Source organism: Rhodopseudomonas sp. P1 (assembly GCF_039642825.1).
In the GTDB taxonomy this organism is placed as follows: domain Bacteria; phylum Pseudomonadota; class Alphaproteobacteria; order Rhizobiales; family Xanthobacteraceae; genus Rhodopseudomonas; species Rhodopseudomonas palustris_H.
Genome location: NZ_CP088006.1, coordinates 904,574 through 928,813, shown reverse-complemented (window position 1 = coordinate 928,813; position 24,240 = coordinate 904,574). Strand labels below are relative to the sequence as shown.

The window sequence follows — 24,240 nt, the reverse complement described above, 5'->3', positions numbered from 1 at the left end:
TCCGGGGCTTAAGGGCACCCGGCAGCGCCACGTGTGTCGACCTCTCGGCCTGATAGCTTCGGGATTCCGGGTTCGGTCGCTTCGCGACCGCCCCGGAATGACGGCGTATGGGGCTAACTAAAGCAAATAGCCCACCGCCATTGCCACCACGCTGACACCCATCGCGGCGGTCGAGAGCCAGCCGAGCCAGTGCAGCGGGCCACGGACGACGAAGCCGTGCATGGCGTCGCGGCGGCGGGCGATCAGCATCAGCAGCACCATCACCGGTACAGCCAGGACGCCGTTGATCACTGCGCTCCAATACAGCGCCGAGATCGGGTTGATCGGGGCGAAATTGAGCGCGATGCCGAGCACAGCCGACAGCGCCAGTACGCTGTAGAACGCCACCGCCTGCTTCGGCTTTCGCGCCAGACCGACCGGCCAACGCCTCCCCTCACCGACCGCATAGGCCGCTGAACCCGCCAGCACCGGAATCGCCAGCAAACCGGTGCCGACGATGCCGAGCGCAAAGATCCATTCGGCGAACGAACCGGCAATCGGCTGCAGCGCCTCGGCAGCCTGCGCCGAGGTTTCGATATCGGTCTTGCCGCTGGCGTGCAGCGTGGCGGCTGCAGTGATGATGATCGCCAGCGCAATCAGATTGGAGAACGCCATGCCGATGATAGTGTCGGCCCGGATGCGCTGGAATTCCTGTGGCGCGTCCTGTGGCGTTTTGATCAGCGGCTTCTTGTGCGGATCGATCCGCTCTTCCTCCGCCTCCTGCGAGGCCTGCCAGAAGAACAGATAGGGCGAGATCGTGGTGCCGAGGATCGCCACGATGGTGGTGAGATAAGTGCTGCTCCACGCGACGTGCGGGATCAGCACGCCGGCGGCAGCCTGTCCCCAGTCGACTTTGGCGGCGGCCAGTGCGCCCACATAGGCGAACAGGCATAGCGTCAGCCATTTCAACACAGAGACGTAGCGCTTGTAGTCGAAGAAAATCTGCGCCAGCACCGAGATCGTACCGAACGCCACCACGTAGAATAGTGCCGGCCCGCCGATCAGCAACTTGGTGGCGTCGGCCATCGCGGCGAGATCGGCGGCGATGTTGATGGTGTTCGCGGTGAACAGCAGCACCACGATTACGGCGAGCAGGCGGCCGGAATAATGCCGACAGACGTTGCCGGCGATGCCGTGGCCGGTGACGCGCCCGACCCGGCCGGAAATCTCCTGGATCGCCACCATCAGCGGAAATGTCAGCAGCATGGTCCAGCCGATGCCGTAACCAAGCTGCGCGCCGGCCTGACTGTAGGTGCCGATCCCGGACGGATCGTCGTCGGAGGCCCCAGTGATCAGGCCGGGGCCGAGAGTCTTGAAGAAGCCGCGGAGCCGGAAGGTTTGGAGGCGTTGGACCTTGGGCGCCCCATCCGGGGCTGGATCGATCAAGTCTGGCCGGTCGAACTCTCGTCTGGCGTCAAAGGTCACGCTCGGGATCCCGGCTAAGTGGATGAGCTCCAACGTAGCGGAAGCCGCTTCGTTCCGGCAGCGGAACGCTCCACCGGCAATTCAGCCTGCCGGGACAGCCGGACGCGCCGGCCTTGTCACCAGATAGATTCCGATCGCCACCGGGATCACACCCAGCAAATCTCGGCCATCGATCGATTCGCCAAGCACCAGCCAGGCGAACAACATCGCCAGCGGCGGCATCACGAAGTGCCAGGCGCTGGCGGCAGTCGCGCCATAAAGCGTCAGCAGCCGAAACCACAGCCAATAGGCGATGATCGAACCGCCGAGCACCAGGAAGGCAAATGCGCCGGCGAGCCGCCAGCTCGGTACGATGTCGTTGACGCTCGATAGCGAGAACGCCAGGGGCGTCAGCGCGAGGCCGGCGGCGAGATTCTGGATGCCGTTGCCGATCCACAGGCTGCCACTCGGCGCCAGACGCTTGAACAGGATGGTGCCGGCGACGATCGACGCCAGCGAGGCTAGTGTGAAGCCGAGCCCGGTCCATGCCTCGGCACCGATCGCGACGCGGTGCCAGACGATGAAAGCGACCCCGGCGACACCCAGTACCAGGCCGGCGACCTTTCGCCAGGTCAGCGCCTCGTGCAGCAGCAGCGCGGCCGCCACCGCGGTGAATACCGGATTAGCGCTGACGATCAGCCCGCCGATGCCGGCCGAGACGGTCTGCAGCCCGACATAGCCGAGGCCGAGATACAGCGCGTTATTGGCGAGGCCGAGCAGCGCGCAAATCGCGACATCGCGTGGCCGCAACGTCCACGACTCGCGGCGCAACGCCGAGATGCCGAGGATCAGAATGCCGGCGAGGCTGAATCGCGCCGCCAGCAGGATCAGCGGCGGGCAATCGGAGACGCCGACTTTGCCGGCCACGAAGGCGAAGCTCCACAGCGCGCAGAACAGCACGATCTGGAGGGCACGCGGGTTGAGCAGCGGCGAGGCGAGCGAAACAGCGGGCGTAAGCGACATCGAAAGCGTCTCCTGATGCCTCGGCTTAGGGGCTCGCGTTGTCATTGGGAAATTAAATGATAAAATCACCCTCAGTGGATTTTCGAATGAGGCTGCGATGCTCGATCTCGAACTGCTGCGCAGTTTCGTCTCGGTGGTGGAGGCCGGCGGCTTCACACGCGCCGGCCAGCGCGTGCACCGGACGCAGTCGACGGTGAGTCAGCAGATCAAGCGGCTTGAGGACGATCTCGGCCAGCAACTGCTCGACCGCAGCGGCAAGGACGTGCTGCCGACCGAGGCGGGCGAGCGGCTGTTATCCTACGCAAGGCGCCTGCTCGCACTCGCCGAAGAGGCACGCGATGTGGTCGGGCGGCCGAGCACCGAGGGCGCGGTGCGGCTCGGGATTCCGGAAGACTTCGCGCTGTACCGGCTGCCGCGGCTGCTCGGCAATTTCTCGCGTGCCCGTCCCGGCCTGCGGCTCGATGTCCGCGCCGATCAAAGCCTGAATTTGAAGCGCGATCTCGAACGCGGCGATCTCGATCTGGTGCTGCTCAAGCGCGAAGCTGGCGGCACCGGCGCGGTCGCGGCGTGGCCGGAGCGCGTGTACTGGGTGAACAGCAAGAGCCACCCGTGCAACCCCAAGGCCAACTCGGTGCCGCTGATCTTCTTTCCCGGCGGCTGCCTGTATCGGCGCCGCGCGATCCACGCAATCGAAGCCGCGGGCCGGCGCTGGCACATGGCCTATACGAGCTCGAGTCTCGCCGGCATTCAGGCCGCAGTCGCGGCGGGGCTCGGCCTGTCGATCCTGTCGGAGATTTCAATTCAGGCCGATCATCGCAAACTCACCGCGCGCGATGGCTTCCCGCCGATCGAACGCACCGAGCTCGCGCTGATCGCCGCCCCGCAAGCCAGCCCGGCGACGTTGCGGCTCGCCGACAGGCTCGCCGAATTTTGCGAGGAGGTTCACACCAAGGCGGCGTGAGCATTCTTCTCGTCGTCATTCCGGGGCGCGCGTAGCGCGAACCCGGAATCCCGAGGTTACTTTGTGTTGCAGATTCCGGGTTCGCTCGCTTTGCGAGCGTCCCGGAATGACTCGTAGATAGTTATGGAATCAGCAACACCGCGAGGCGGCAATGGCGTGGAGGCGGTTGTCGCCGAGCACGTGGGCGGTGAAAGTCGCACCGCCGAACAGTCTCGCGAACGCTGCATCGCGAATGTTCAGCCCACCCGTATAGGCACCGAACGCCGGCATCACCACGCGCGTGCCGTCGCCGGCAAAGCAGCGCCGCTCGATGCTGCGGCCGCGGCGGCTGACCCTCGCCTTCGGATGCAGGTGGCCGGCGATCTCTCCACAGGCACCGGTGGGCTCGTGGCGGAACGCGACGGCACCGACCGCCACCTCGGCCGCAACGCTGCCGCCGAGATCGGACGGCAGGTCCGGATCGTGATTGCCGGAAATCCAGATCCAGTCGCGCCGCGCCTGCAGCGCGGTGAGGATGTCTCGATTGGCGGGCGACAGCCGGTCATGAGCGTCGCGGTCGTGGAAGCTGTCGCCGAGCGCGATTACGGTGGCCGGATTGAACCGCGCGATCACCGCGCCGAGCCGTCCGAGCGTCGCTACCGTGTCGTAAGGCGGCAGCAGCACGCCGCGCATTGCGAAGCTCGAGCCTTTTTCGAGATGCAGATCGGAGACGACCAGCAGCCGCTCGTCTTCCCAATACAGCGCGCCGAATAGATCGGCGACCAAGGTCACGCCGGCGATGGTAACGACAGGCACCTCTTCCAGTTCGTTCGAAGCGCGGTCTGCCAGCAAAACAATCCACCCGTAGGATGGGTTGAGCGAAGCGAAACCCATCGATTCAATGCGCGCGTCTGATGGGTTTCGCTTCGCTCAACCCATCCTACGTGGATCCCATCGCCTCGCGGACCAGGTCGTCGGCAGCTTCGGCGAGCAGGATGTCGGAGGCCTCGCCGTACACGGCTTCCCGGCCGATTTCCAGCATCACCGGCACCGCGAGTGGCGACACCCGGTCGAGTTCCTTGTGGACGATGCGCCCGTTGATTCGCATCAGCATATCACTCAGCCGCCGCAAATCGAGCAGCCCGGTGGCGGCGTCGGCGCGGGCGGCGCGCAATAGCACATGATCGGGCTGATGCTTGTTGAGGACGTCGTAAACGAGGTCGGTTGAAAACAGCACCTGTCGCCGCGACTTCTCTTCGCCAGCGAAGCGCCGCGCGATCAGGCCGGAAATGATCGCGCAATTGCGGAAGGTGCGTTTCATCAGCGCCGACTCCGCAAGCCAGGCTTCGAGATCGTCGCCGAGCATGTCCGGATCGAACAGCGCATCGAGATCGAGCCGGCCCTGCCGGATCATCTGCGACATGTCGCTGAGACCCCACACCGCGAGCGCGTATTCGTTGGCGACGAAACCGAGCGGCCGCGCGCGGGCGCGTTCCAGCCTTCTCGTCACCAGCATGCCGAGCGTTTGATGGGCGAGCCGGCCCTCGAACGGATAGCAGACAAGATAATACTTGGCGGCGCGCGGGAATGTCTCGATCACCAGTTCGCGCCGGGCCGGGACCTGCGACGCCCTGGTCTGCAGCGCCAGCCAGTCGCGCACCTGATCCGGCAAGCCCTTCCATGCCCGCTTGTCGGCGAGCAGCCCGCGGACCCGCTCGGCCAGATAGGTCGAGAGCGGAAATTTCCCGCCCATATAGGACGGCACCCGCGCGTCCTTGTCGTGCGCGCGCGAGACGTAGACCTGATCTTCCATCAGCGCCTCGTAGCGTACCACCTCGCCGCCGAACACGAAGGTGTCGCCGGGCGTCAGCCCTTCGATGAAACCCTCTTCGATCTGGCCGAGCATCCGGCCGCCGCGCGCGATCGCGCCGGTGGTGCCGCTGCCCTTGGCGCGCGACGAGCGCACCAGCTTCACCTTCAGCATCGCCTCTTCGACGATGGTGCCGACGTTGAGCCGATAGCTCTGCCGCACTTTCGGATTGGCAACCCGCCAGCGGCCTTGCTTGTCCTGCTTGATGCGGGCGAAGCGCTCGTAGCTTTTCAGCACGTAGCCGCCGCTGGCGACGAAATCGAGCGTGTCGTCGAAGTCGGCGCGGGATAAATCCGCATAGGGTGCAGCGCTGCGAATCTCCGCGTACAGATCATCGGCGAAGAACGGCTCGCCGCAGGCACATCCGAGGATGTGCTGCGCCAGCACGTCGAGCGCCCCCTTGCGCTGCGGCGGCGTGTCTTGCGCATTCTCGGCTACCGCCTCGATCGCGACGGCGCATTCGAGCACTTCGAAACGATTGGCCGGCACCAAAACGGCGCGCGAGGCCTCGTCGATGCGGTGATTGGCGCGGCCGATGCGCTGCATCAGCCGCGACGATCCCTTCGGCGCGCCGACATTGACGACGAGATCGACGTCGCCCCAGTCGACGCCGAGATCGAGCGACGACGTACAAACAACTCCGCGCAAGCGCCCTGCTGCCATTGCGTCCTCGACCTTGCGGCGCTGGCCGACATCGAGCGAACCGTGATGCAGCGCGATCGCGAGGTTGTCGTCGTTGATCCGCCAAAGCTCCTGGAACAGCATCTCGGCCTGGCTGCGGGTGTTGACGAACACCAGCGTCGTGGTGTTGCGCCGGATCAGGTCGTAGATCTCCGGCAACGCGTGGCGTGCGGAGTGCCCAGCCCATGGCAACCGCTCCTTGGTGTCGAGCATCTCGACGATCGGCGGCGCGGCGCCGGTGGCGACGACGATGTCGGCCGAGACAGCCTCGCCGTCCGGCTGCGGCACCAGGAAGCGGGCGAGTTCGTCCGGGTCGGCCACCGTTGCCGACAGCCCGATGGCGCGAAGTTGCGGCGCAATCCGCCACAGCCGGGCGAGGCCGAGCGATAGCAGATCGCCGCGCTTCGACGTCACCAGCGCGTGCAATTCGTCGAGCACGATGCGCCGCAAGGAGCCGAACAGATAGGGCGCATCGTCGGAGGCGAGCAGCAGCGCGAGCTGTTCCGGCGTGGTCAGCAGAATGTCCGGCGGATTGCGACGCTGCCGCGTCCGCCGAGACACCGGGGTATCGCCGGTGCGGGTCTCGACGCGGATCGGCAGCTTCATCTCTGCGATCGGCGTCTCGAGGTTGCGCGCGATGTCGACCGCAAGCGCCTTGAGCGGCGAGATGTAGAGCGTATGGAGCCCGCCGCTGCGCGGGACCATTCCTTCTCCCCGCGCGCGGGGAGAAGGTGGCGCGGCAAGGCTGGCTTGCGGCGCCGGACGAGGGGGCGTCTCGGCAAGCGGGGCTGGTTCAACCGGGTGAAACTCATCAGCCCCCTCACCCGGCTTGCCGGCATTGCCGACAAGCCGCCCCCTCCCCGCAAGCGGGCTTGAAGAGGACAGTTCCACCAGGGACGGCAGAAAGCCGGCCAGCGTCTTGCCGGCACCGGTCGGCGCGATCAGCAGGGCGGAGCGTTGCGCCTGTGCCTTTTCCAAAAGCGCGAGCTGATGGTCGCGCGGCTCCCAGCCGCGTTCGGCGAACCAGCGGCGGAACCGGTCGGGCAGCAAATCGGAGGAAGAATCGGCGACGCTCACCCCGCCAAGCTAGGCATTCGCCGTGCGGCGGTCGAGGTTGCGCGCGAGAAATGCCCGCCGCCTGCCAGTCTCTGCCGCATCATGGTTCGAGACGCCTGGCTGACGCGATGCTTCTCACCCTTGAGGGGCCGTCGCCGTAACGAAAACCCCGGCCGCGCTTCCGCTTGGCCGGGGTCATCACAGCACGCGCGGCTGTTACTCCGTGAACGGCTTCTCCGAGATGTCCCAATCGGTGCCGTTGAAGGTGGCGATGTAGAGGGTCTTCATCGGGGTGTAGTCGTCCGGCGTGTAGCTGTAGTCGATGCCGTCGAGGAAGTAGGGCGAGTGGAAGCCCTTCAGCGAGGTCGCCTGCTTGATCACGTTTTCACGGGTCAGGTTATCGCCGCAGCGACGCAGGATCTCGGCCATCGTCACGGCCTGGCCATAGCCCGCGTACGCAATGGTGTTGTCCTTATCGACGTTGGGCAAGTACTTGGCGCGCAGCTCTTCGAACGCCTTGACGTCCGGATCGTTCTCGAAGCGCGGCACGCCGACTTCCTTCGAGTAGCGGACCGCCACGATGCCCTTGGCATTGTCGAGCCCGGCGGCGTTGAGGATCGAGCGGCCGGTCGAACCGGCCGACAGCAGGTGCAGCGGCTTCCAGCCGATCTCGGCGATCTTGCGGATCGACTGCGAGGTCGCCTTGCCGGTCGTGATGTTGAAGAACACGTCGGCGCCGGACTTCGACAGGTTGATGATCTGCGAGTCGATCGTCGGCTCGGTCAGGTCGTAGCTGGCTTCCGCCACCACCTTGGCCTTGCCTCCGGCCTCTTCCAGCACCTTTTTGAACGGCCCCAGGAAGTCGCGGCCGAAATCGTCGTTCTGGTACAGAATCGCCACCTTGGCGTCCGGCTTCACCGCAATGACGTGCTTGGCGAGGATGCGGGCCTCGGTCGGGTACAGCGGCAGGCCCGCCATGGTCCATTTGAAGTTCTTCGGGTCGTTCCACTTCGACGCCCCGGTGTTCAGCAGCAGCTGCGGAACCTTCTTGGAATTCAGATACTTATGGACCGCAGTCTGGGGCGCGGTGCCGAGCGAGCCGTACAGCGCCAGGACTTCCTCCTGCTCGACCAGCCGGCGGGTCGCTTCCACCGCCTTCGGCGCGCTGTAGGAGTCGTCCAGGGTGATGAACTTGACCTTGCGGCCGTTGATGCCGCCCTTCTCGTTCAGCATCTGGAAATAGGCTTCACCGACGCGGCCGAGCACGCCGTAGAGCGAGCCGGGACCGGAATGCGGGACGGTCTGGCCGATCTTGATTTCGGTGTCGCTGGCGCCCGGATCGTATTTCTTGTCCGCCGCCGTCGCCGCCCCCGCGGTCAACATCACCGCCGCGATCACCGCCACGGACGTGCGGACGGAGCTGGTGCGCAAATTCATCGAGTTTCTCTCCCCTTGGATGTGCCGGCTCGAAACGACCGGTTCTTGTTCGGCCGCGGCGCTGTGCGCTTCTGCGGCGGAGCCATCCTGGGCAGAGGCGGAAAGCCGCGCAACCCATCAACCGATTGAATGATCGCCGAATACGCGCAAGGAGCGAGATTTCTGCCGCGCGGCGGGCAATCGGAGGGCGACTCGTCGCCGCACCCCGGAACTTTGAAAACCGGGATTTACCGCGTCAATCAATCGTTTACCCGCGATTTTCGGCCGGTGTGGCCGCCCGGGTACAGACGACTCGATGCCGTCCCCGTAATGTCCGCCCAGGTTTAAGAGGGGATTCCCGTCCATGAAACGCATCTTCGCCGGCGTCGTGCTGGCTGGCACCGCCGCCGTCAGCGCCCAAGCGGCCGATCTCGCCGTCAAGGCTCCGTACCTGAAGGCCCCGGTTGCCGCCGTCTATGACTGGACGGGCTTCTACATCGGCGCCAACGTCGGCGTCGGCCTCGGCCGCAACCTGCAGACCCATGCCTATCCGGGCGGCGGCTCGCTGAACACCACGTACCTGCAGCCGCAGGGCGTGATCGGTGGCGGCCAGATCGGCTACAACTGGCAGCTCGGCTCGTTCCTCGGCCCGATGCTGCTCGGCCTCGAAGCCGACATCCAGGGCAGCGGCGCCAGCGACGGCTACACCTCGCTCAACGGCCTCGCCACCAACTACAACCAGAAGCTCGACTGGTTCGGCACCGTGCGCGGCCGCGTCGGCCTCGTGCGCGGCCCGGCGGTCGCCTACTTCACCGGCGGTTATGCGGTCGGCAGCGTCAAGACCACCGTCACAGAAGGTGGTCTGGTGGCGTTCGACAACAGCAAGACCCGCTCCGGCTGGGTGATCGGATCGGGTGTGGAAGCTGCGCTGGGCGGCAACTGGACCGGCAAGATCGAATATCTGTATCTCGACCTCGGCAACCAGACCGACTTCTTCGGCAATCAGAGCCTGCGCACCGAAGTTCGCGAGAGCATCTTCCGCGCCGGTCTGAACTACCGCATCGGCGGCAACGGCACTTACATCACCCCGCCGCCGGCGAACTGGGCTGGTCTGTACATCGGCGGCAATTTCGGCGGTGCGACCGGGCGTGATCGCTCGAGCCTGACCCTCGGCGGCGCGACCGACGCCTTCAACCTGGCGCCGGACGGTTTCATCGGCGGCGGCCAGATCGGCTACAACTGGCAGGCCTCGAACTGGGTGTTCGGTGTCGAAGCCGACTTCCAGGGCTCGACCCAGAAGGACCAGCGCGCCTCGGTGCTCGGCCCGCAGGCCTACTATGATGCCAAGCTGCCCTGGTTCGGCACTGCGCGTGGCCGCATCGGCTACTCGCTCGGCTCGACGCTGTTCTACGGCACCGCGGGCTACGCCTACGGCAACATCAAGTCCGACATCGTCAGCTCGATCGGCAACTACAGCTTCAAGACCACCAAGGGTGGTTGGGCTGCCGGCGCCGGCATCGAGACTCCGTTCCAGCTGTTCGGCCTGCTCGGCCCGAACTGGACCTCGAAGACCGAATATCTCTACGTTGACCTCGGCTCGACCACCGACGTGTTCGGCGGCACCGGCATCAACACCACCAAGGTCACCGAACACATCCTGCGCACCGGCATCAACTATCACTTCAATCAGCCGGTGGTCGCGAAGTACTAATCTTCGCCTCACAGCGACGGACACAGAGCCCCGGCCTAGCGGCCGGGGTTTTTGTTTGCGGCAGCCTCGTCATTGCGCACGAAGCGAAGCAATTGGGACCTGCGTGAACCAAGCTGGATTGCTTCGTCGCTCCACTCCTCGCAATGACGAAAAATCACTCGGTCCGTTGTCAAAGCTCGGCTAGGTATCGCAAGGCGTCTCGGGTTCGACGCGTCGGACCTCGTCGTCGGGCTTGAAGGCAACGACGACCACCCCCGGCAGCGGGGCTTGATTCTCATTGCGGGCCGACGCGTGCTGCAGCAGCGCGACCGCAAGACTCGCCTGCTCCAGTTCTTCGCGCAGATAGCTTTCCGCCTGGGCGAACCGCAGCCCGGCCGTCAGCACCACGCCATCGCCCGGATGCGTCTCAGCAGTGACGGCGAGCAGGCCGCCCGGCCGCAGCACTCGCGTAGCTTCGCGGAGCAGAGGCGCCACGTCCTGGATGTAGATCAGCACGTCGGCGGCAAGGATCAGCTCCGCACTCGCCGGCGGCTCGTTGGCAAGGCCCTGCACCAGATCAGTCACTGCGAGCCGCGCATACACGCGGCTCGCGCGGGCGCGCTCGATCATCTGCGGCGACAGATCGAAGCCGATGATTTCGGAAACGATTGGCGCAAACGCGCGGCCGACCAGCCCGGTGCCACAGCCAAGATCGATTGCGCGCCGGAACGACATCGGTCGGCCTGTCGTTGTGCAGACCTCGCGTACCGCCTCGAGCAGCAGCGCCGGGCCGCGATAGCCGAGATCCTCGACCAGCGACTTGTCGAACCGCGGCGCATACTGATCGAACAGCGTGCCGACATAGGCGGGCGACATCGCATCGAGATTGGCGGCGCCGAGCCGCATCAGGCGCAAACCGGCGCCGTGCCGATCGCGCGGGTCCGCCGCGCGCGCCCGCCGAAACGCATCGATCGCCCCGTCGCGGTCGCCGAGCCGGTCCTGACGAACTTCCCCGAGTGCAAACCACGCCGAGGTAAACTCCGGCGCCAGTTCGACCGCCTGCGCCAGCAGGTCGGCTGCCGCCTCCGCCTCGCCGCGAGCCAGGAGCTCGCGCGCAAAGTCGTAGCGTCGGTCGGCAAGAACATTTCCGGACGACAGGAACAGGTACGTCGGCATCGACGGAACCCGGCGGGATGAGACTCGTTTGAAAGGTACGCCCGCCTATATAGCGAAGATGCGACCGCACGACATCCTGATGCCGACCGCCGCGGGCCTGTGTTGCAGGCTTGGCGGCTTCCACATCGATCCGGTCCGGCCGGTCGACCGCGCGGTGATTACTCACGGCCATTCCGACCACGCCCGCGCCGGCCATGGCACCGTGCTGGCGACCCAGCCTACGCTCGACATGATGCGGCTGCGCTACGGCGACAACTTCGCAGGCTCGACCCAGGCGGTCGCCTATGGCGAGACCATCCGGCTCGGCGACACGACGGTCACGTTCCATCCTGCCGGCCATGTGCTCGGCTCCGCCCAGGTCGCGGTCGAAGCCGGCGGCATCCGCATCGTCGCGTCCGGTGATTACAAGGACGCGCCGGACCCGACCTGCACGCCGTTCGAGATCGTGTCGTGCGACGTCTTCATCACCGAGGCGACCTTCGGTCTGCCGGTGTTTCGCCATCCCGACGCGGCGGGCGAAGTCAGAAAGCTGCTCGACTCCGTCGCGCTGTTTCCGGAGCGCGCGCATCTGGTCGGCGCCTACTCGCTCGGCAAGGCGCAGCGGGTGATCGCACTGATCCGGCAGGCCGGCTACGACGCGCCGATCTATCTGCACGGCGCGATGGAGAAAATCACGCATTACTATCAGGTATCCGGCATCCCGCTTGGCGAACTACGCCCGGTGAAAGGCGTCAAGAAGGCCGAGCTGGCCGGCACCATGACGCTGGCGCCGCCGTCTGCGACCTCCGACCTCTGGACCCGCCGCTTCCCCGATCCGCTCACAGCGTTCGCGTCGGGGTGGATGCGGGTGCGCGCCCGTGCCCGCCAGCGCGGCGTCGAACTGCCGCTGGTGATCTCCGATCACGCCGATTGGGCCGGCCTCACTGCGACAATCGCGGCCACCGGCGCCGGCGAAGTCTGGGTCACCCATGGACAGGAAGACGCGCTGGTGCATTGGTGCAAGAGCAAGGGCCTCGCCGCCCGGCCGCTCGATCTGGTCGGCTATGGCGACGAAGATGAAGACGTCGGCATGCCGGCCGCCGACGAGGCGAACGACGCATGAACCGCTTCGCAGAACTGCTCGACCGCCTCGGCTACGAGCCCGGCCGCAACAACAAGCTGCGGCTGATCACTAATTACTTCCGCGAGGTCGAAGATCCCGATCGCGGCTGGGCGCTGGCGGCGCTGACCGGCGCGCTGTCGTTCCGCCACGCCAAGCCCGGCCTGATCCGCGCCCTGATCGCCGAGCGCACCGACCCGGTGCTGTTCGGCCTGTCCTACGATTACGTCGGCGACTTGTCCGAGACGGTGGCGCTGATGTGGCCCTCTCCCCACGCACAGCGCAACTCCCCTCCCTCTGGCAGGGCCTCCTCCCCTCCCCCTTGCGGGGAGGGGTCGGGGGTGGGGGGCCACGACGGGACGCCATCCTTGGGGCGCCCTCACCCCAACCCTCTCCCGCAAGCGGGAGAGGGGGCTCGCCCCGCAAGCGGCGAGGATGTCGCCTTACAGAATCAACTGATCAGCACCGGCCACAACAACCCTCCTCCTCCCACGCTCACCGAGATCGTCACCACGCTGCATAGTCTCGGCAAGGCTGAGCTGCCGGCGCAGTTGGCGCGGTGGCTGGATGAGCTCGACGAGACCGGGCGCTGGGCGCTGTTGAAGCTGGTGACCGGTGCCTTGCGGATCGGTGTGTCGGCCCGGCTGGCCAAGACCGCAGCCGCTGCGCTCGGCGATAAGGATCCGCACGATGTCGAATTGGTTTGGCCCGGACTGGAGCCGCCATATCGCGAGCTGTTCGCCTGGCTCGAAGGTCGCGGCCCGCAGCCGGTCAACCGCGATCCGGCGCCGTTCCGCCCGGTGATGCTGGCGCATGCGGTCGAGGACACCGACTTTGCAGCGATGAATCCGGCCGACTACATCGCCGAATGGAAATGGGACGGCATCCGTGTCCAGGCCGTCAGCGGCCAGAACGAGCACGGCGACACGGTGGTCCGCCTGTATTCGCGCAGCGGCGAAGACATCACCATGAGCTTTCCCGATCTGTTGCCATCGCTGCACCTGCCCGGCGCGATCGACGGTGAGCTGCTGGTGCTGCGCGACAAGCGCGTGCAGTCGTTCAATGTGCTGCAGCAGCGGCTGAACCGTAAATCGGTGACGCCGAAGCTGACGAAGGACTATCCGATCCACCTGCGCGCCTATGACCTGCTCGGCGACGGCGACCAGGACCTGCGGACACAGCCGTTCGCGGAACGCCGCGCGCGGCTGGAGACCTTTATCGCCAGACTCGACGATCCCAAGGTCGACCTGTCACCGATCATCACGTTTGACGACTGGGAAGGTTTGCGCGCCGCCCGCCGCGATCCGGCCAGCGCCGGCGCAGGGCTCGATGCCGATGCGGTCGAAGGCGTGATGCTGAAGCGGCGCGATGCGCTGTATCTGCCCGGCCGCCCGAAGGGCCAGTGGTGGAAGTGGAAGCACGACCCGCACATCATCGATGCCGTGCTGATGTATGCACAGCGCGGCCACGGCAAGCGCTCGTCGTATTATTCCGACTACACCTTCGGGGTCTGGACCGACGGCGATGGCGGCGACCAACTCGTGCAGGTCGGCAAGGCGTATTTCGGCTTCACCGACGAAGAGCTGCTGCAGATCGACCGTTTCGTCCGCCGCAACACCACCGAGAAGTTCGGCCCCGTCCGGCATGTGGTGCACGAGCCCGATAAGGGCCTGGTGCTGGAAGTGGCGTTCGAAGGCCTGCAACGTTCGCCGCGCCATAAATCCGGCGTGGCGATGCGGTTTCCACGCATCAACCGGCTACGCTGGGACAAGCCGCCGAAGGACGCCGACCGGCTGGAAACGCTGGAGCGGATGCTGAAGGCGGAGACCGTAAATCCGCCGGCGACCGCCGCCCGCGGCCATTGACGGCAAGGCGCCGGTTCCCCATCTGCCCAGCACCGAATATGATGCGTCAGCGACGCGCGAGGACCATGACGATGCGAGACGACATCCGGGATCTGCCGGCCAGTGACGACAGGATGACCCGCTTCCTCGGCGGCTCGCCGATGGCGGTGGCATTTCGTCTGATCCTGATGTCGATCCTGGTCGGCGTCGTGCTGGCGGCGATCGGCCTCGATCCGTGGAATATCATCACCAGCATCCGGCTGCTGTTTGAGCGGATCTGGGATCTCGGCTTCGATGCGATCAACGGCCTGTGGCGCTACTTCCTGCTCGGCGCCGTGATTGTGATCCCGATCTGGCTGCTCACCCGATTGTTCAGTACGCCGCGGGGACGCTGACGGCCGCCCGCGTCCGCCGTGGAACCCGTCCAGTCGCCCGTAACCACCCGGCAGGTGTTTGCCATTGCCGGGCCGGCGATGGTTGCCAACCTGACCACGCCACTACTCGGCGTCGTCGCCACCACGGCGATCGGGCGGCTCGGCGAGGCGACGCTGCTCGGCGGCGTCTCAATGGCCTCGGTACTGTTCGACTGTCTGTTCTGGCTGTTCGGCTTCCTGCGGATGAGCACGCTGGCCTTCACCGCGCAAGCGCTGGGCGCCGGGCAGAGCCGTGAAGTCCCGGCGCATCTGCTGCGCGGCCTGATCGTCGCGGCTGGCATCGGCCTGTTGCTGATCGCCCTGCAGGGTCCGCTCGCCGCGGTGCTGATCGGCGCGATGGGCGGCAGCGAGGCGGTGAGCGCCGCAGCCAAGACCTACTTCTCGATCCGGATCTGGTCGTCGCCGCTGGTGCTGGCGAACTTCGCGGTGCTCGGCTGGCTGGTCGGTCAAGCGCGCGCCACGCTGGCACTGGCGGTGCAGATCGCCATCAACCTGATCAACATCGCCGCCACCATTCTGCTGGTGCTGTGGTTCGATTTCGGCGTTGCCGGCGCCGCGATTGCCGCGGTGATCGCCGAGGGCTCGGGGCTGGTGATCGGGCTCGCGATCGCCGCCTGGCGCGGCCGCGGGCTGTTCAAGGTATCGCGGGCGATGCTGTTCGATCCGCACCGGTTGCGGCGGATGTTCGCGGTCAATCGCGACATCATGATCCGCACTGCGGCGCTGATCGCCGTGTTCCTGTTCTTCACCGCGCAGGGCGCGCGCGGCGGCGACGTGGTGCTGGCCACCAACGCGGTGCTCAACAACTTCCTGATGATCAGCGCGTTCTTTCTGGACGGCCTCGCCAACGCCGCCGAACAGCTGTGCGGCCGCACCCTCGGGGCACGTGATCGCGCGGGCTTCGTCAAGGCCACGCGGCTGGTGATCCTGTGGGGCTTCGGCTTCGCGCTCATCGTCAGCGCGATCTATGCGTTTGCCGGACCGATGCTGATCGACTTCATCACCTCGAACGACGAGCTTCGCCGCACCGCGCGCGATTATCTCTGGCTGGTGACGCTGGCGCCGATGCTCGGCGTGTTCGCGTTCGCCTATGACGGCGTCTTCATCGGCGCCACCTGGGCGCGCGAAATGCGCAACCTGATGCTGCTGTCGCTGGTTTTGTTCCTGGCGTCGTGGTTCGCGCTCCGCCCACTCGGCAACACCGGACTATGGATCGCGCTGTTATCGCACTACGTCTGGCGCGGCGGCCTGCAGGCGCTGCGCTATCCGGCGATGGTGCGGACCTCGTTCGCGGCGCACTGAGTTTTCATCAAATCGCTCGGGCCGAATTAACCCGACATTGATGCCCGTATCACGTGCGGGAAATCGACACTTCGCACATTCGCCCTCCGCAAATACCATCTTTCCAACACAACAGAACGATGCAGGGAGAGACGGATATGTGTGAGACGTGCTGCAGCAATGTATCGCGACGAACTCTGATGGCCGGCGGCCTCGGCTTGCTCGCCGCAGCCTCGCTGCCGCTAGCCGCGCAGGCGCAGGCGAACGCGCCGGGCGACACGCCCGACGCTGCGCTCGACAAGCTGATGCAGGGCAATGAGCGCTACATCGCCGGCCAGATGCGCGAGCGCGATTTCTCCGCGGGCCGAGCCGCACGAGCCGAAAGTCAGGCGCCGTTCGCCGCGATCCTTGGTTGCGCCGATTCCCGTGTCGCGCCGGAGCTCGCCTTCGACCAAGGTCCAGGCAGCTTGTTCGTGGTGCGCGTCGCCGGCAACTTCGTCACGCCGGACGGTCTTGCCAGTCTCGAATATGGCGCCGCCGTGCTCGGCACCAAGGTGATCATGGTGCTCGGCCACAGCAATTGCGGCGCCGTCAACGCAACCGTCGCAGCGCTGCAGAAAGGCAACGACCTGCCCGGCCACATCGGCGATCTGGTCCGTGCGATGAAGCCCGGCATCGAGCCGGTCCTGCAAAAGAAGGAGGAGGATCTGCGGCACCAGGCGGTGATCGCCAATGTCCGCGCCAACGTCCGGCAATTGCAGGAGTCGAAGCCGATCCTCGCCGACATGGTGAGCAGCAAGAAGCTGCGGGTGGTCGGCGGCGTTTACGATCTCGCCAGCGGCAAGGTCGAACTGGTTTAGCTGCGCCGGTCTGCGCGCCGGGGCGAACAGCCTCGTCCCTGCGCGCAACGGTCGCGGCATCCGGCGATGGTACGGGTTACGTTCCTGGCACAGACGGCCTAGATCAGGGCGACGGCATCTGAGCCAGTGCGACGGAACCCGAAATGCAGGTACGATTTGTCGGCTGTGGCGACGCGATCGGCTCCGGTGGCCGGCTCAATACGTGCTTTCACGTCTCGGGGCAGAGCGTCAATTTCCTGATCGACTGCGGCGCGACTTCGCTGCCGGCGCTGAAGCGCTACGGCATCCTGCGCGAAGACCTCGACCTGATCCTGATCACGCATTTCCACGCCGATCATTTCGGCGGTCTGCCGTTCATGATGCTCGACGCGCAATTCATGAAGCGCAAACGTCCGCTGGTGATCGCCGGCCCGCTCGGCATCGACATCCGGCTGACGCGGCTGATGGAAGCGATGTTCGAGTATTCCTCGGCGACAAAGCCGAACTTCGATCTGCAGGTGCTGGCGCTGGAGCCCGCGGTGACGCGGCAGTTCGGCGCCGTGACGGTGACGCCGTTTCCGGTAGTGCACGGCGATTCCGGCGGGCCGTTCTTCGCCTATCGGATCGAAGCGGAGGGCCGCATCCTCGCTTACAGCGGCGATACGCAATGGACCGATCAGCTGGTCGCAGCCGCGCACGACGCCGACCTCTTCATCTGCGAGGCCTATACCTACGAGCGCACGGTAAAGAACCACATCAGCCTGAAGGCGCTGGAAACGCATCTGCCGGAAATCAATCCGAAGCGCGTGATCCTCACCCACATGGGCGACGAGGTGCTGCACAAGCTCGACACCGTCCCGCACATGGCGGCGAGCGACGGACTGATCGTGCCTCTGTAGTAAGGTCCTAGTCATTCCGGGGCGCGCGCAGCGCGAACCCGGAATCTCATCTGCCCAAGCAACTACGGGATTCCGGGTTCGCTCGCTGCGCGAGCGCCCCGGAATGACGCCGGTGGTGAAAATAACAGGTCACTCAAACCGGCCACTCTTCCGCAGTGATCATCGGGGCATCGGCGCCGACGATTTCGGCCAGCGAATCGCGGCCGGTGCGGAGCAGCGTCGAGGCGAGGTCGGCCTTGATGCTCTCAACCAGGCCGAGGCCCTTATAGACCAGCGCCGAATACAACTGGACCAGCGTGGCGCCGGCGCGGATCTTGGTCAGCGCCGCGCCGCCAGAGTCGATGCCGCCGACGCCGATCAGCGGGAACGCACCCTCGGCGCGCACATAGGTCTCCGCCACCATCCGGGTCGACAGCCGGAACAACGGCCGGCCCGACAGCCCGCCCTGCTCGTTCATCTTGGTCCGCTCGCGCAGCGTCGGCGAGCGCGACAGGGTGGTGTTGGCGACGATCATGCCGTCGACCCGGCGTGACCTCGCGATATGCACGACGTCGTCGAGTTCGCCGAGCGACAGATCGGGCGCGATCTTCAGGAGCACCGGCGTATCGCCGGCCGCCGCCCGCACCCGCTCGCGCGCATCGATCACCCGCGCCAGCAGATCGTCGAGCGCCGCCGCCTGCTGCAGATTGCGCAGGCCGGGCGTATTCGGCGACGAGACGTTGACGGTGAAGTAGCTCGCCAGCGGCGCGAAGGTCTCGATCAGCTTGACGTAGTCCGCCACCCGATCGTCGCTATCCTTGTTGGCCCCGACATTGACGCCGACAATGCCGCCATACTGCGCGCGCGCCGCCAGCCGGCGCAGCACCACCTCGGCGCCCTCGTTGTTGAAGCCCATGCGGTTGATCACCGCTTCGTCGCGCTCGAGCCGGAACAGCCGCGGCCTTGGATTGCCGGCCTGCGGCTTCGGAGTCACCGTGCCGACCTCGACGAAACCGAAGCCGAGCCGGAGCAGGGCGTCGGGCGCTTCGGCGTTCTTGTCGAAGCCGGCGGCGATGCCGACCGGATTGGAAAAGTTGAGCCCGAACGCACGCACCGCGAGCTTGGAATCATCGGGGCGCGGCTTGACCGGCGGCCACAGCTTCAGGCCCTGGATCGCCAGCCGGTGCGCATCCTCCGGATCGAGCCAGCGCAGCAGCGGCAGCGAGACGGCATCGAACGCGCGAATCACGACGCGAGCTCCGGCACGACGTGGCTGCCGTCGGGGCGCGTGACCAGATCCTGCACGCCGGTCACCGCCGACAGTGCAAGCTCGCCATAGAGATGCGGAAACAGCTCGCCGCCGCGCGACGGCTCCCAGCGCAGCAGGTCGCCGAGCGCCTCGGCATCGACCGCGATCAGCTTCAGGCCGGTCTGGCCGGCATAGTGCTTGGCCAGTGTCCCGGCGAGCTGCGGCGCGGTCGAGAAATGGATGAAGCCGTCGCGGGCGTCGTGGGCGCTGCCGCCGTAGCGGCCGGCCTGTTCGGCGCCGCGCCAGGCCGCCGCGTCACAGATCTTGTAAATCGTGCGCAAGGGCGCGAATTCCCGTCGTTGCGGCTGGTTGTTGGGTCGGGCGGCAATCGGGCCCGCAACTCCCCGGGCAACCGAAACATCCGCTCAAACAATAAGTTGCGCACGTCGGAAGGGCAAAGCCGAATCCGGCATAGCGGATCCGCACACCCTTGGTCGCCCCGGACGATCCCGGACCTGTGCGGGCGACCGTATCGGCCGTCCTGAGGCTTCGCAAGAGCTTGCGGTTTTGTCGCCGGACGGGATTGCATAACGCCTTCAATTAAGGCAATAATTCCTAGTCGTAAGTCCGTTTCTCGCGCCGGATCCGACGGCGCGTCCGGGGTGCCTTCCGATGCAAATGCTGACGCATGATCAGATCTGGACTGCGCTCGACCGGCTGGCCGAACGCGCCGGCCTCTCCCCCTCGGGACTCGCGAAGAAATCCGGCCTCGATCCCACGACATTCAACAAATCGAAGCGCATCACCAATGACGGCCGCGAGCGCTGGCCTTCGACCGAATCAGTCGCCAAAGCGCTGCAGGCCACCAACACCGCGATCGATACGTTCGTGCAACTGATTCACGATCGGCCGCGGGTGGTGCAGTCGGTCCCGCTGCTCGGCCTCGCTCAGGCCGGCTCCGGCGGTTATTTCGACGATGGCGGCTTTCCGGTCGGCAAGGGCTGGGACGAAGTCGGGCTGCCGTCGATCACCGACGAGCACGCTTACGCGCTGGAAATCTCCGGCGATTCGATGAAGCCCGCGTATCGCAGCGGCGACATCGTGGTGGTATCGCCGAGCGCCACCGTGCATCGCGGCGACCGCGTGGTGGTTAAAACCACCAAAGGTGAAGTGATGGTGAAGGAGTTGAAGCGGCGCACCGCCAAGGTGGTCGAACTGGCTTCTCTCAATCCCAGCCATCCCGACCGGACTCTGGCACCGTCAGAGATCGAATGGATCGGCCGAATCGTCTGGGCCAGTCAGTAATCAAAAAGCGTCGTTCATTCGTCCCACTTCCCTTTGCTCCGTCGTCGGGCAATGCTAGTTCCCGCGCATCAACCCGGGAGACGTCGATGGACCGTCGCAATATCCTGAAGGCCTTTGCTGGCCTCGCTCTATGTCCGCTTTGCGCCACCGCCGGCGCTGCCGCCGAAGGCGCCCACCATTGGGGCTATGAGGGTGAAGGCGGCCCGGCCAAATGGGGCGAGCTCGATCCCGCCAACCAGATCTGCTCGATCGGGGTGCAGCAATCGCCGGTCGACATCCGCTCGACCGTCAGCGCCAATCTGTTTCCGCTGCAGGTGCAGTGGGCCGATACGGCCGATACCATCATCAACAACGGCCATACCATCCAGCTCAACGTGGCCGAAGGCTCGACGCTCAAGCTCGGCGGCGCGACTTTCAAGCTGGTGCAATTCCACTTCCACCGTCCCAGCGAGCATCAGATCGACGGCAAGTCGTTCCCGATGGAGGTGCACTTCGTCCACCGCATGGACTCCGGCACGCTCGGCGTGGTCGGCGTGCTGATGCAGGAAGGCGCCGCCAACGCGGCGTTCGCCAAGATCGTCGCGACCATGCCGCAGAGCGAAGGTCCCGCGGTGAAGGCCGATGCTGGGATCAATCCGAACGCGCTGCTGCCGGCCAAGCTCGGTTACTACCGTTATGAAGGGTCGCTGACGACGCCGCCGTGCTCGGAGGTCGTCGACTGGATGGTGCTGACCGATCCGATCACGGTCGCGGCCGAAGACGTTGCGGCGTTCGCCAAGTTGTATCCGATGAACGCGCGCCCGGTGCAGAAGGACAACCGCCGCTTCGTGCTGCAGTCCAACTAAGCGGCACACACTCTCAACGACGAAGGCCTGACGCGGACGCCGCGTCAGGCCTTTTCGTTTTCAAAAAGAGATTATCGGACCGAACGCTCAGCCGCCGGTGTTGGGCGTCGCGTCGGCGACCGGCACCAGCGGCACGTCCGCGACCAACGACGAGGTCATCGACGGCACCTGGGCGCCATTGGTCGCCTTGATCACCGCCTGCCGCGCCTTGGCGAAAGCGGCTTCCGCGCTTGCCGGCGACGACAGCGAACCGATCAGCTCCCCGACCACCATGCTGTTGGGAGCGTCATTGTCGTCCGCCACCTGCCCCGGCGTCGCCGAGGACAGCACCAGCGCATTGGCCGGCGTCTCGATTGGCGCCAGCCCGTGCGAATAGGCGCGGAAGCGGCGCTCATAGGGATTGCGGCGCGACGCGTCGAGCACCGCCAGATTGGTGTGAGCGCCGGCGGCCTTGATCTCCGCCAGCACCTGCTCGACGCTGACGCCGCTGCGGCGCACGTCCGCCTCGGTCCAGATCGTGGCGTCGACCGGAATCATGTAGTTGTCGCGGCCGGACTGAATGCCGTAGCCGCCGAAGAACAGCATCACGGTCGCGTCCTTAGCCGCGCGGGCCTTGATCCGCGCGACAGCGCGCAGGATGTCGTCGCGGCTGGCGTCCTCGATCATGTCGACGTCGTAGCCTTCATGGCGCAGCGAGGCGCTGAGCAAACGGGCATCGTTGATCGGCTGCAGCAGCGGCGAAGCGGCATCGGGGTAATGGGCGTTGCCGATGACCAGGGCCAACCGCGACGAGGTCGCCTTGGCGTCGACGGTCGTCGGGGCTGCGGCACGCGCCGTATCGACCGGGCGCTTGTACAGCGCCGCATGCGCGCCGATCGCCAGCGACACCACGCCCACCAAGGCAGCAGCAGCCGTGAGGGTCCGCCGGGAAAAGCGATGCAACCGGATTGCCATCGTCAAATCGTCCTTATCGGCGCGCGCAGGCGTTCGTCGCGTCGCTGCCGTTCAGGTTCATGGATGAGCGGGTCTTTTGCGTATGAATTGCGCTCAATTTGCGGCGTCGCACAATAACAATCCCTTAAACAGTTCAGGACGTTCAGGCAAGCGGGCAGGACGACGGAGCGTCGAACCCGCCAACGGCGATGGTGTTCCGGTTCCAGTGATCTTGGCCGAGCGACGTCCGAACGAGATTTAACCCGCTCAGAGGGGACAAAAGCCTCACTATGGTCCGCGAATTCTTGGCTGATCTTGCTGCGACAAAAATCATCTTGGGCAGGCGCCGCAATCTGTCCTACGCCTCGCGCCATCCGACGAGAGCCAGCCGAGCGACAGCCGCGGGTTTGTATTCCCGGTCCGTCCATGCGATTCCTCGTCGGCTCGAACGTGTCAGAGCGCGCGGAAGACGATCATGGATGTGCTGAAGATGGCCGGCGCGGCGTACCGCGCGCTGACCGCCCGGAAACAAGCGCCGACGCTGTACGACCTGTGCGATCCGGTGTTCCTCGGTCACAAGCACGGCGATCCGCACATCTCCAAATTCTACAAGACCGCGCTCGCCAACCCGGCGCTGCGGCCGCTGCTGCGCAAGGCCGGTCTGCCGGAGCTGCACGACCCGGTGCGGTTTCGCGCCGTTCGCGACGCCCTGATCAGCGCCCGCGACGATGCCGAGCCGGATTGGGCTGCGATCGGCGCGCCGATCGCCGAGTTGATCGACACCATCCGGCTGGAGCACCCGCGTCCGCCGAGCTGGGTGGCGCCCGCGCAAACACCGCGGCTCGCCGACATCGACAGCGCGATCCGCGCCTGCGGTGATCATTTGCTGCAATCCTGGAGTCGCAACGGCTTCCTGCCGGCCTATGCGTCCTTCAACCTGATCGGCGATGCGGATCTCGATGGCCGTGCCTTCCTCGCAGCGCTGACCGGGCTGAATTCGCGCAGCTACAAGAATTCAACGCTGCTGTTCAATCTGGCGCGCGTGTTCATCGCCCGATCGCCGGCAGAAGGCGTGATCAATCCGCGCTGGCGCGGGATCGCCGAGCCGATGTGGTCACCGGTGCAGATCCGGCATCGCTCGGCCTATTACGATGCCTTCTACATCGAGGCACTGCTCGGATTCATCGATTCCGGCCTCGGCACGCCCGACGACACCCGCGCGGCGCGGCGGATGATCGCCGACATGACCGAGTTTTGCCTCAAGACCAGCCGCGAGCGAGTCCGCACAGCCGAGGGCGAACCGTTCGACGTGATTACCGCGCTGGCCCCGCCGCCGCATCCCCGATTTTCGCGGTTCTTCGCCAAGGTCAAACAGAACCTCGGCTTCGGCGTCTACGTGCCGGATTGCGACACCACCGCCTGTGCGATCTCCGCCGCGACGCAGGCGAACTCGTCGGATCCGATCATCGATCAGCCGCTGATCGATCTTTATCGTGCCTATCAGGTCCGCACCGGCGCCAACGCCCCGATGGTCACGGTGCCCCTCAACGACACCATCGACTACGACGGCGGCATCGTCACCTGGATCGACAGCCTGGCCGGCGAGCGCCCGTTCGGTAACGATCTCGATCCGACGCTCAATCTCGACGTGCTCGAAGTCAGCTTCCGCAATTGTGCGCGGTGGCGGATCGTCGAGACGCCTGCGCGGCTGGACACGGTGCGCCGCATCGTCGATTTCCAGCGCCGGCTGGTGGCCAGCGGCGCGTTCGCCGATCCGAAATCGCACGTGTATTACCTGCCGGAACTGTACTGCGCGTATTTCGGCCGCTGCTACGTCGCGTTCCGGGCGCTCGACGAAGCCGCCAAGCGTGCGATCGATCCCGACGGCGTGTTCGAGGCGATCCGGCTGCGCGTGCTGGCTTACGTGCAGGACGAACTGATCGCCAAGGAGATGAACGTTTTCGACGCCGCGCTGGCGTTGATCGCGCTCGGTCATCTCGGCGGCGATAGTCAGCACTTCGCGCCGGCGCTGCATTGCATTCTGAACCATCTCGGCGAAGGCGGCGGCCGCGCGCCGTTCAAGGCCTATGAGTGGAACAAGATGAAGACGCCGACCCGAATTCTGGTCGGCGGCCCCGAAGTGACCTCGGCGTTCGTGCTGATGGGGCTGGCTCTCGCCCGCAAGGCGCTGCTGCAGCAGGCCCACCACGCATGATCTTCGCGCGAAGTTGAAGCGAG

General features: G+C 65.8%; 20 protein-coding genes. 11 read left to right on the top strand and 9 right to left on the bottom strand.

Annotation, left to right across the window (positions count from 1 at the left end):
• Nucleotides 1–117 precede the first annotated feature (117 nt).
• Nucleotides 118–1,425: an NRAMP family divalent metal transporter gene (locus tag LRC39_RS04285; RefSeq protein WP_205523576.1), complete on the bottom strand. Its 1,308-nt coding sequence runs from the start codon at nt 1,423–1,425 to the stop codon at nt 118–120.
• Nucleotides 1,426–1,545: 120 nt separating this feature from the next.
• Nucleotides 1,546–2,466, bottom strand: a complete 921-nt coding sequence (locus tag LRC39_RS04280) for a DMT family transporter (RefSeq protein ID WP_346296460.1) — start codon at nt 2,464–2,466, stop codon at nt 1,546–1,548.
• Nucleotides 2,467–2,563: 97 nt separating this feature from the next.
• Here LRC39_RS04280 and LRC39_RS04275 point away from each other — a divergent pair, with 97 nt between their 5' ends.
• Nucleotides 2,564–3,427 carry a LysR family transcriptional regulator gene (locus tag LRC39_RS04275; protein WP_107354268.1) on the top strand — a complete coding sequence of 288 codons (864 nt, stop codon included), beginning with the start codon at nt 2,564–2,566 and terminating at the stop codon, nt 3,425–3,427.
• A 129-nt stretch (nt 3,428–3,556) separates the two neighbouring features.
• Here LRC39_RS04275 and pdeM read toward each other — a convergent pair whose 3' ends face one another.
• The 3 genes from pdeM to LRC39_RS04260 all read right to left on the bottom strand — a co-directional run bounded on the left by pdeM (nt 3,557) and on the right by LRC39_RS04260 (nt 8,450).
• Nucleotides 3,557–4,231, bottom strand: coding sequence for a ligase-associated DNA damage response endonuclease PdeM (pdeM, locus tag LRC39_RS04270; protein ID WP_346297471.1), 675 nt, complete (start codon nt 4,229–4,231; stop codon nt 3,557–3,559).
• Nucleotides 4,232–4,346: 115 nt separating this feature from the next.
• A complete protein-coding gene (locus LRC39_RS04265) occupies nt 4,347–7,034 on the bottom strand; it encodes a ligase-associated DNA damage response DEXH box helicase (RefSeq protein ID WP_346296459.1) in 2,688 nt (895 codons plus the stop codon).
• A gap of 195 nt (nt 7,035–7,229) precedes the next feature.
• A complete protein-coding gene (locus tag LRC39_RS04260) occupies nt 7,230–8,450 on the bottom strand; it encodes an ABC transporter substrate-binding protein (RefSeq protein ID WP_430624922.1) in 1,221 nt (406 codons plus the stop codon).
• Nucleotides 8,451–8,793: 343 nt separating this feature from the next.
• Between LRC39_RS04260 and LRC39_RS04255 the strand changes: the two genes are divergently transcribed.
• Entirely contained in the window at nt 8,794–10,140 is a 1,347-nt protein-coding gene (locus tag LRC39_RS04255; protein WP_346296458.1) for an outer membrane protein, read from the top strand.
• Nucleotides 10,141–10,320: 180 nt separating this feature from the next.
• Here LRC39_RS04255 and LRC39_RS04250 read toward each other — a convergent pair whose 3' ends face one another.
• A complete protein-coding gene (locus LRC39_RS04250) occupies nt 10,321–11,295 on the bottom strand; it encodes a class I SAM-dependent DNA methyltransferase (protein ID WP_346296457.1) in 975 nt (324 codons plus the stop codon).
• A gap of 58 nt (nt 11,296–11,353) precedes the next feature.
• Here LRC39_RS04250 and LRC39_RS04245 point away from each other — a divergent pair, with 58 nt between their 5' ends.
• The 6 genes from LRC39_RS04245 to LRC39_RS04220 all read left to right on the top strand — a co-directional run bounded on the left by LRC39_RS04245 (nt 11,354) and on the right by LRC39_RS04220 (nt 17,691).
• Entirely contained in the window at nt 11,354–12,397 is a 1,044-nt protein-coding gene (locus tag LRC39_RS04245; protein WP_346296456.1) for a ligase-associated DNA damage response exonuclease, read from the top strand.
• On the top strand, nt 12,394–14,259 hold the full coding sequence (locus LRC39_RS04240) for an ATP-dependent DNA ligase (protein WP_346296455.1): 1,866 nt from the start codon (nt 12,394–12,396) through the stop codon (nt 14,257–14,259). The genes LRC39_RS04245 and LRC39_RS04240 overlap by 4 nt, the downstream gene beginning before the upstream one ends.
• A gap of 71 nt (nt 14,260–14,330) precedes the next feature.
• The gene (locus LRC39_RS04235) at nt 14,331–14,633 is read left to right on the top strand and encodes a DUF6460 domain-containing protein (RefSeq protein ID WP_346296454.1); all 303 of its coding nucleotides are present in this window, start codon (nt 14,331–14,333) and stop codon (nt 14,631–14,633) included.
• A 78-nt stretch (nt 14,634–14,711) separates the two neighbouring features.
• Complete coding sequence (locus LRC39_RS04230) at nt 14,712–15,974, top strand: MATE family efflux transporter (RefSeq protein WP_346296453.1); 1,263 nt, start codon at nt 14,712–14,714, stop codon at nt 15,972–15,974.
• Between the two features lie 137 nt (nt 15,975–16,111).
• Complete coding sequence (locus LRC39_RS04225) at nt 16,112–16,813, top strand: carbonic anhydrase (RefSeq protein WP_346296452.1); 702 nt, start codon at nt 16,112–16,114, stop codon at nt 16,811–16,813.
• A 143-nt stretch (nt 16,814–16,956) separates the two neighbouring features.
• Nucleotides 16,957–17,691 (top strand): MBL fold metallo-hydrolase, encoded by a 735-nt coding sequence (locus LRC39_RS04220; protein WP_107342975.1) that lies wholly within the window; start codon nt 16,957–16,959, stop codon nt 17,689–17,691.
• A gap of 133 nt (nt 17,692–17,824) precedes the next feature.
• Here the strand turns inward: LRC39_RS04220 and LRC39_RS04215 are convergent, their stop codons facing one another.
• Both LRC39_RS04215 and LRC39_RS04210 read right to left on the bottom strand, forming a co-directional pair.
• Complete coding sequence (locus LRC39_RS04215; RefSeq protein WP_107354258.1) at nt 17,825–18,919, bottom strand: quinone-dependent dihydroorotate dehydrogenase; 1,095 nt, start codon at nt 18,917–18,919, stop codon at nt 17,825–17,827.
• Entirely contained in the window at nt 18,916–19,260 is a 345-nt protein-coding gene (locus tag LRC39_RS04210) for a DUF952 domain-containing protein (RefSeq protein ID WP_346296451.1), read from the bottom strand. Before LRC39_RS04210 ends, LRC39_RS04215 begins: the two co-directional genes overlap by 4 nt.
• Before the next feature lie 337 nt (nt 19,261–19,597).
• On the opposite strand from LRC39_RS04210, the gene LRC39_RS04205 reads away from it, so the two are divergent.
• Entirely contained in the window at nt 19,598–20,224 is a 627-nt protein-coding gene (locus tag LRC39_RS04205; protein ID WP_041809462.1) for a S24 family peptidase, read from the top strand.
• A gap of 86 nt (nt 20,225–20,310) precedes the next feature.
• Nucleotides 20,311–21,069 (top strand): carbonic anhydrase, encoded by a 759-nt coding sequence (locus LRC39_RS04200; RefSeq protein ID WP_107342972.1) that lies wholly within the window; start codon nt 20,311–20,313, stop codon nt 21,067–21,069.
• Between the two features lie 87 nt (nt 21,070–21,156).
• Here the strand turns inward: LRC39_RS04200 and LRC39_RS04195 are convergent, their stop codons facing one another.
• Nucleotides 21,157–22,023 carry a caspase family protein gene (locus tag LRC39_RS04195; protein ID WP_346296450.1) on the bottom strand — a complete coding sequence of 289 codons (867 nt, stop codon included), beginning with the start codon at nt 22,021–22,023 and terminating at the stop codon, nt 21,157–21,159.
• A 454-nt stretch (nt 22,024–22,477) separates the two neighbouring features.
• Between LRC39_RS04195 and LRC39_RS04190 the strand changes: the two genes are divergently transcribed.
• Nucleotides 22,478–24,217, top strand: coding sequence for a hypothetical protein (locus tag LRC39_RS04190; RefSeq protein WP_346296449.1), 1,740 nt, complete (start codon nt 22,478–22,480; stop codon nt 24,215–24,217).
• The last annotated feature ends 23 nt before the right edge of the window (nt 24,218–24,240 follow it).

Coding starts and splice junctions, on each gene's coding strand:
- LRC39_RS04260 (WP_430624922.1), bottom strand. CDS start 8,450: ATGAATTTGCGCACCAGCTCCGTCCGCACGTCCGTGGCGGTGATCGCG.
- LRC39_RS04255 (WP_346296458.1), top strand. CDS start 8,794: ATGAAACGCATCTTCGCCGGCGTCGTGCTGGCTGGCACCGCCGCCGTC.
- LRC39_RS04280 (WP_346296460.1), bottom strand. CDS start 2,466: ATGTCGCTTACGCCCGCTGTTTCGCTCGCCTCGCCGCTGCTCAACCCG.
- LRC39_RS04190 (WP_346296449.1), top strand. CDS start 22,478: ATGGATGTGCTGAAGATGGCCGGCGCGGCGTACCGCGCGCTGACCGCC.
- LRC39_RS04240 (WP_346296455.1), top strand. CDS start 12,394: ATGAACCGCTTCGCAGAACTGCTCGACCGCCTCGGCTACGAGCCCGGC.
- LRC39_RS04195 (WP_346296450.1), bottom strand. CDS start 22,023: ATGGCAATCCGGTTGCATCGCTTTTCCCGGCGGACCCTCACGGCTGCT.
- LRC39_RS04235 (WP_346296454.1), top strand. CDS start 14,331: ATGCGAGACGACATCCGGGATCTGCCGGCCAGTGACGACAGGATGACC.
- LRC39_RS04230 (WP_346296453.1), top strand. CDS start 14,712: ATGGTTGCCAACCTGACCACGCCACTACTCGGCGTCGTCGCCACCACG.
- LRC39_RS04245 (WP_346296456.1), top strand. CDS start 11,354: ATGCGACCGCACGACATCCTGATGCCGACCGCCGCGGGCCTGTGTTGC.
- LRC39_RS04200 (WP_107342972.1), top strand. CDS start 20,311: ATGGACCGTCGCAATATCCTGAAGGCCTTTGCTGGCCTCGCTCTATGT.
- LRC39_RS04250 (WP_346296457.1), bottom strand. CDS start 11,295: ATGCCGACGTACCTGTTCCTGTCGTCCGGAAATGTTCTTGCCGACCGA.
- LRC39_RS04220 (WP_107342975.1), top strand. CDS start 16,957: ATGCAGGTACGATTTGTCGGCTGTGGCGACGCGATCGGCTCCGGTGGC.
- LRC39_RS04225 (WP_346296452.1), top strand. CDS start 16,112: ATGTGTGAGACGTGCTGCAGCAATGTATCGCGACGAACTCTGATGGCC.
- LRC39_RS04275 (WP_107354268.1), top strand. CDS start 2,564: ATGCTCGATCTCGAACTGCTGCGCAGTTTCGTCTCGGTGGTGGAGGCC.
- LRC39_RS04205 (WP_041809462.1), top strand. CDS start 19,598: ATGCTGACGCATGATCAGATCTGGACTGCGCTCGACCGGCTGGCCGAA.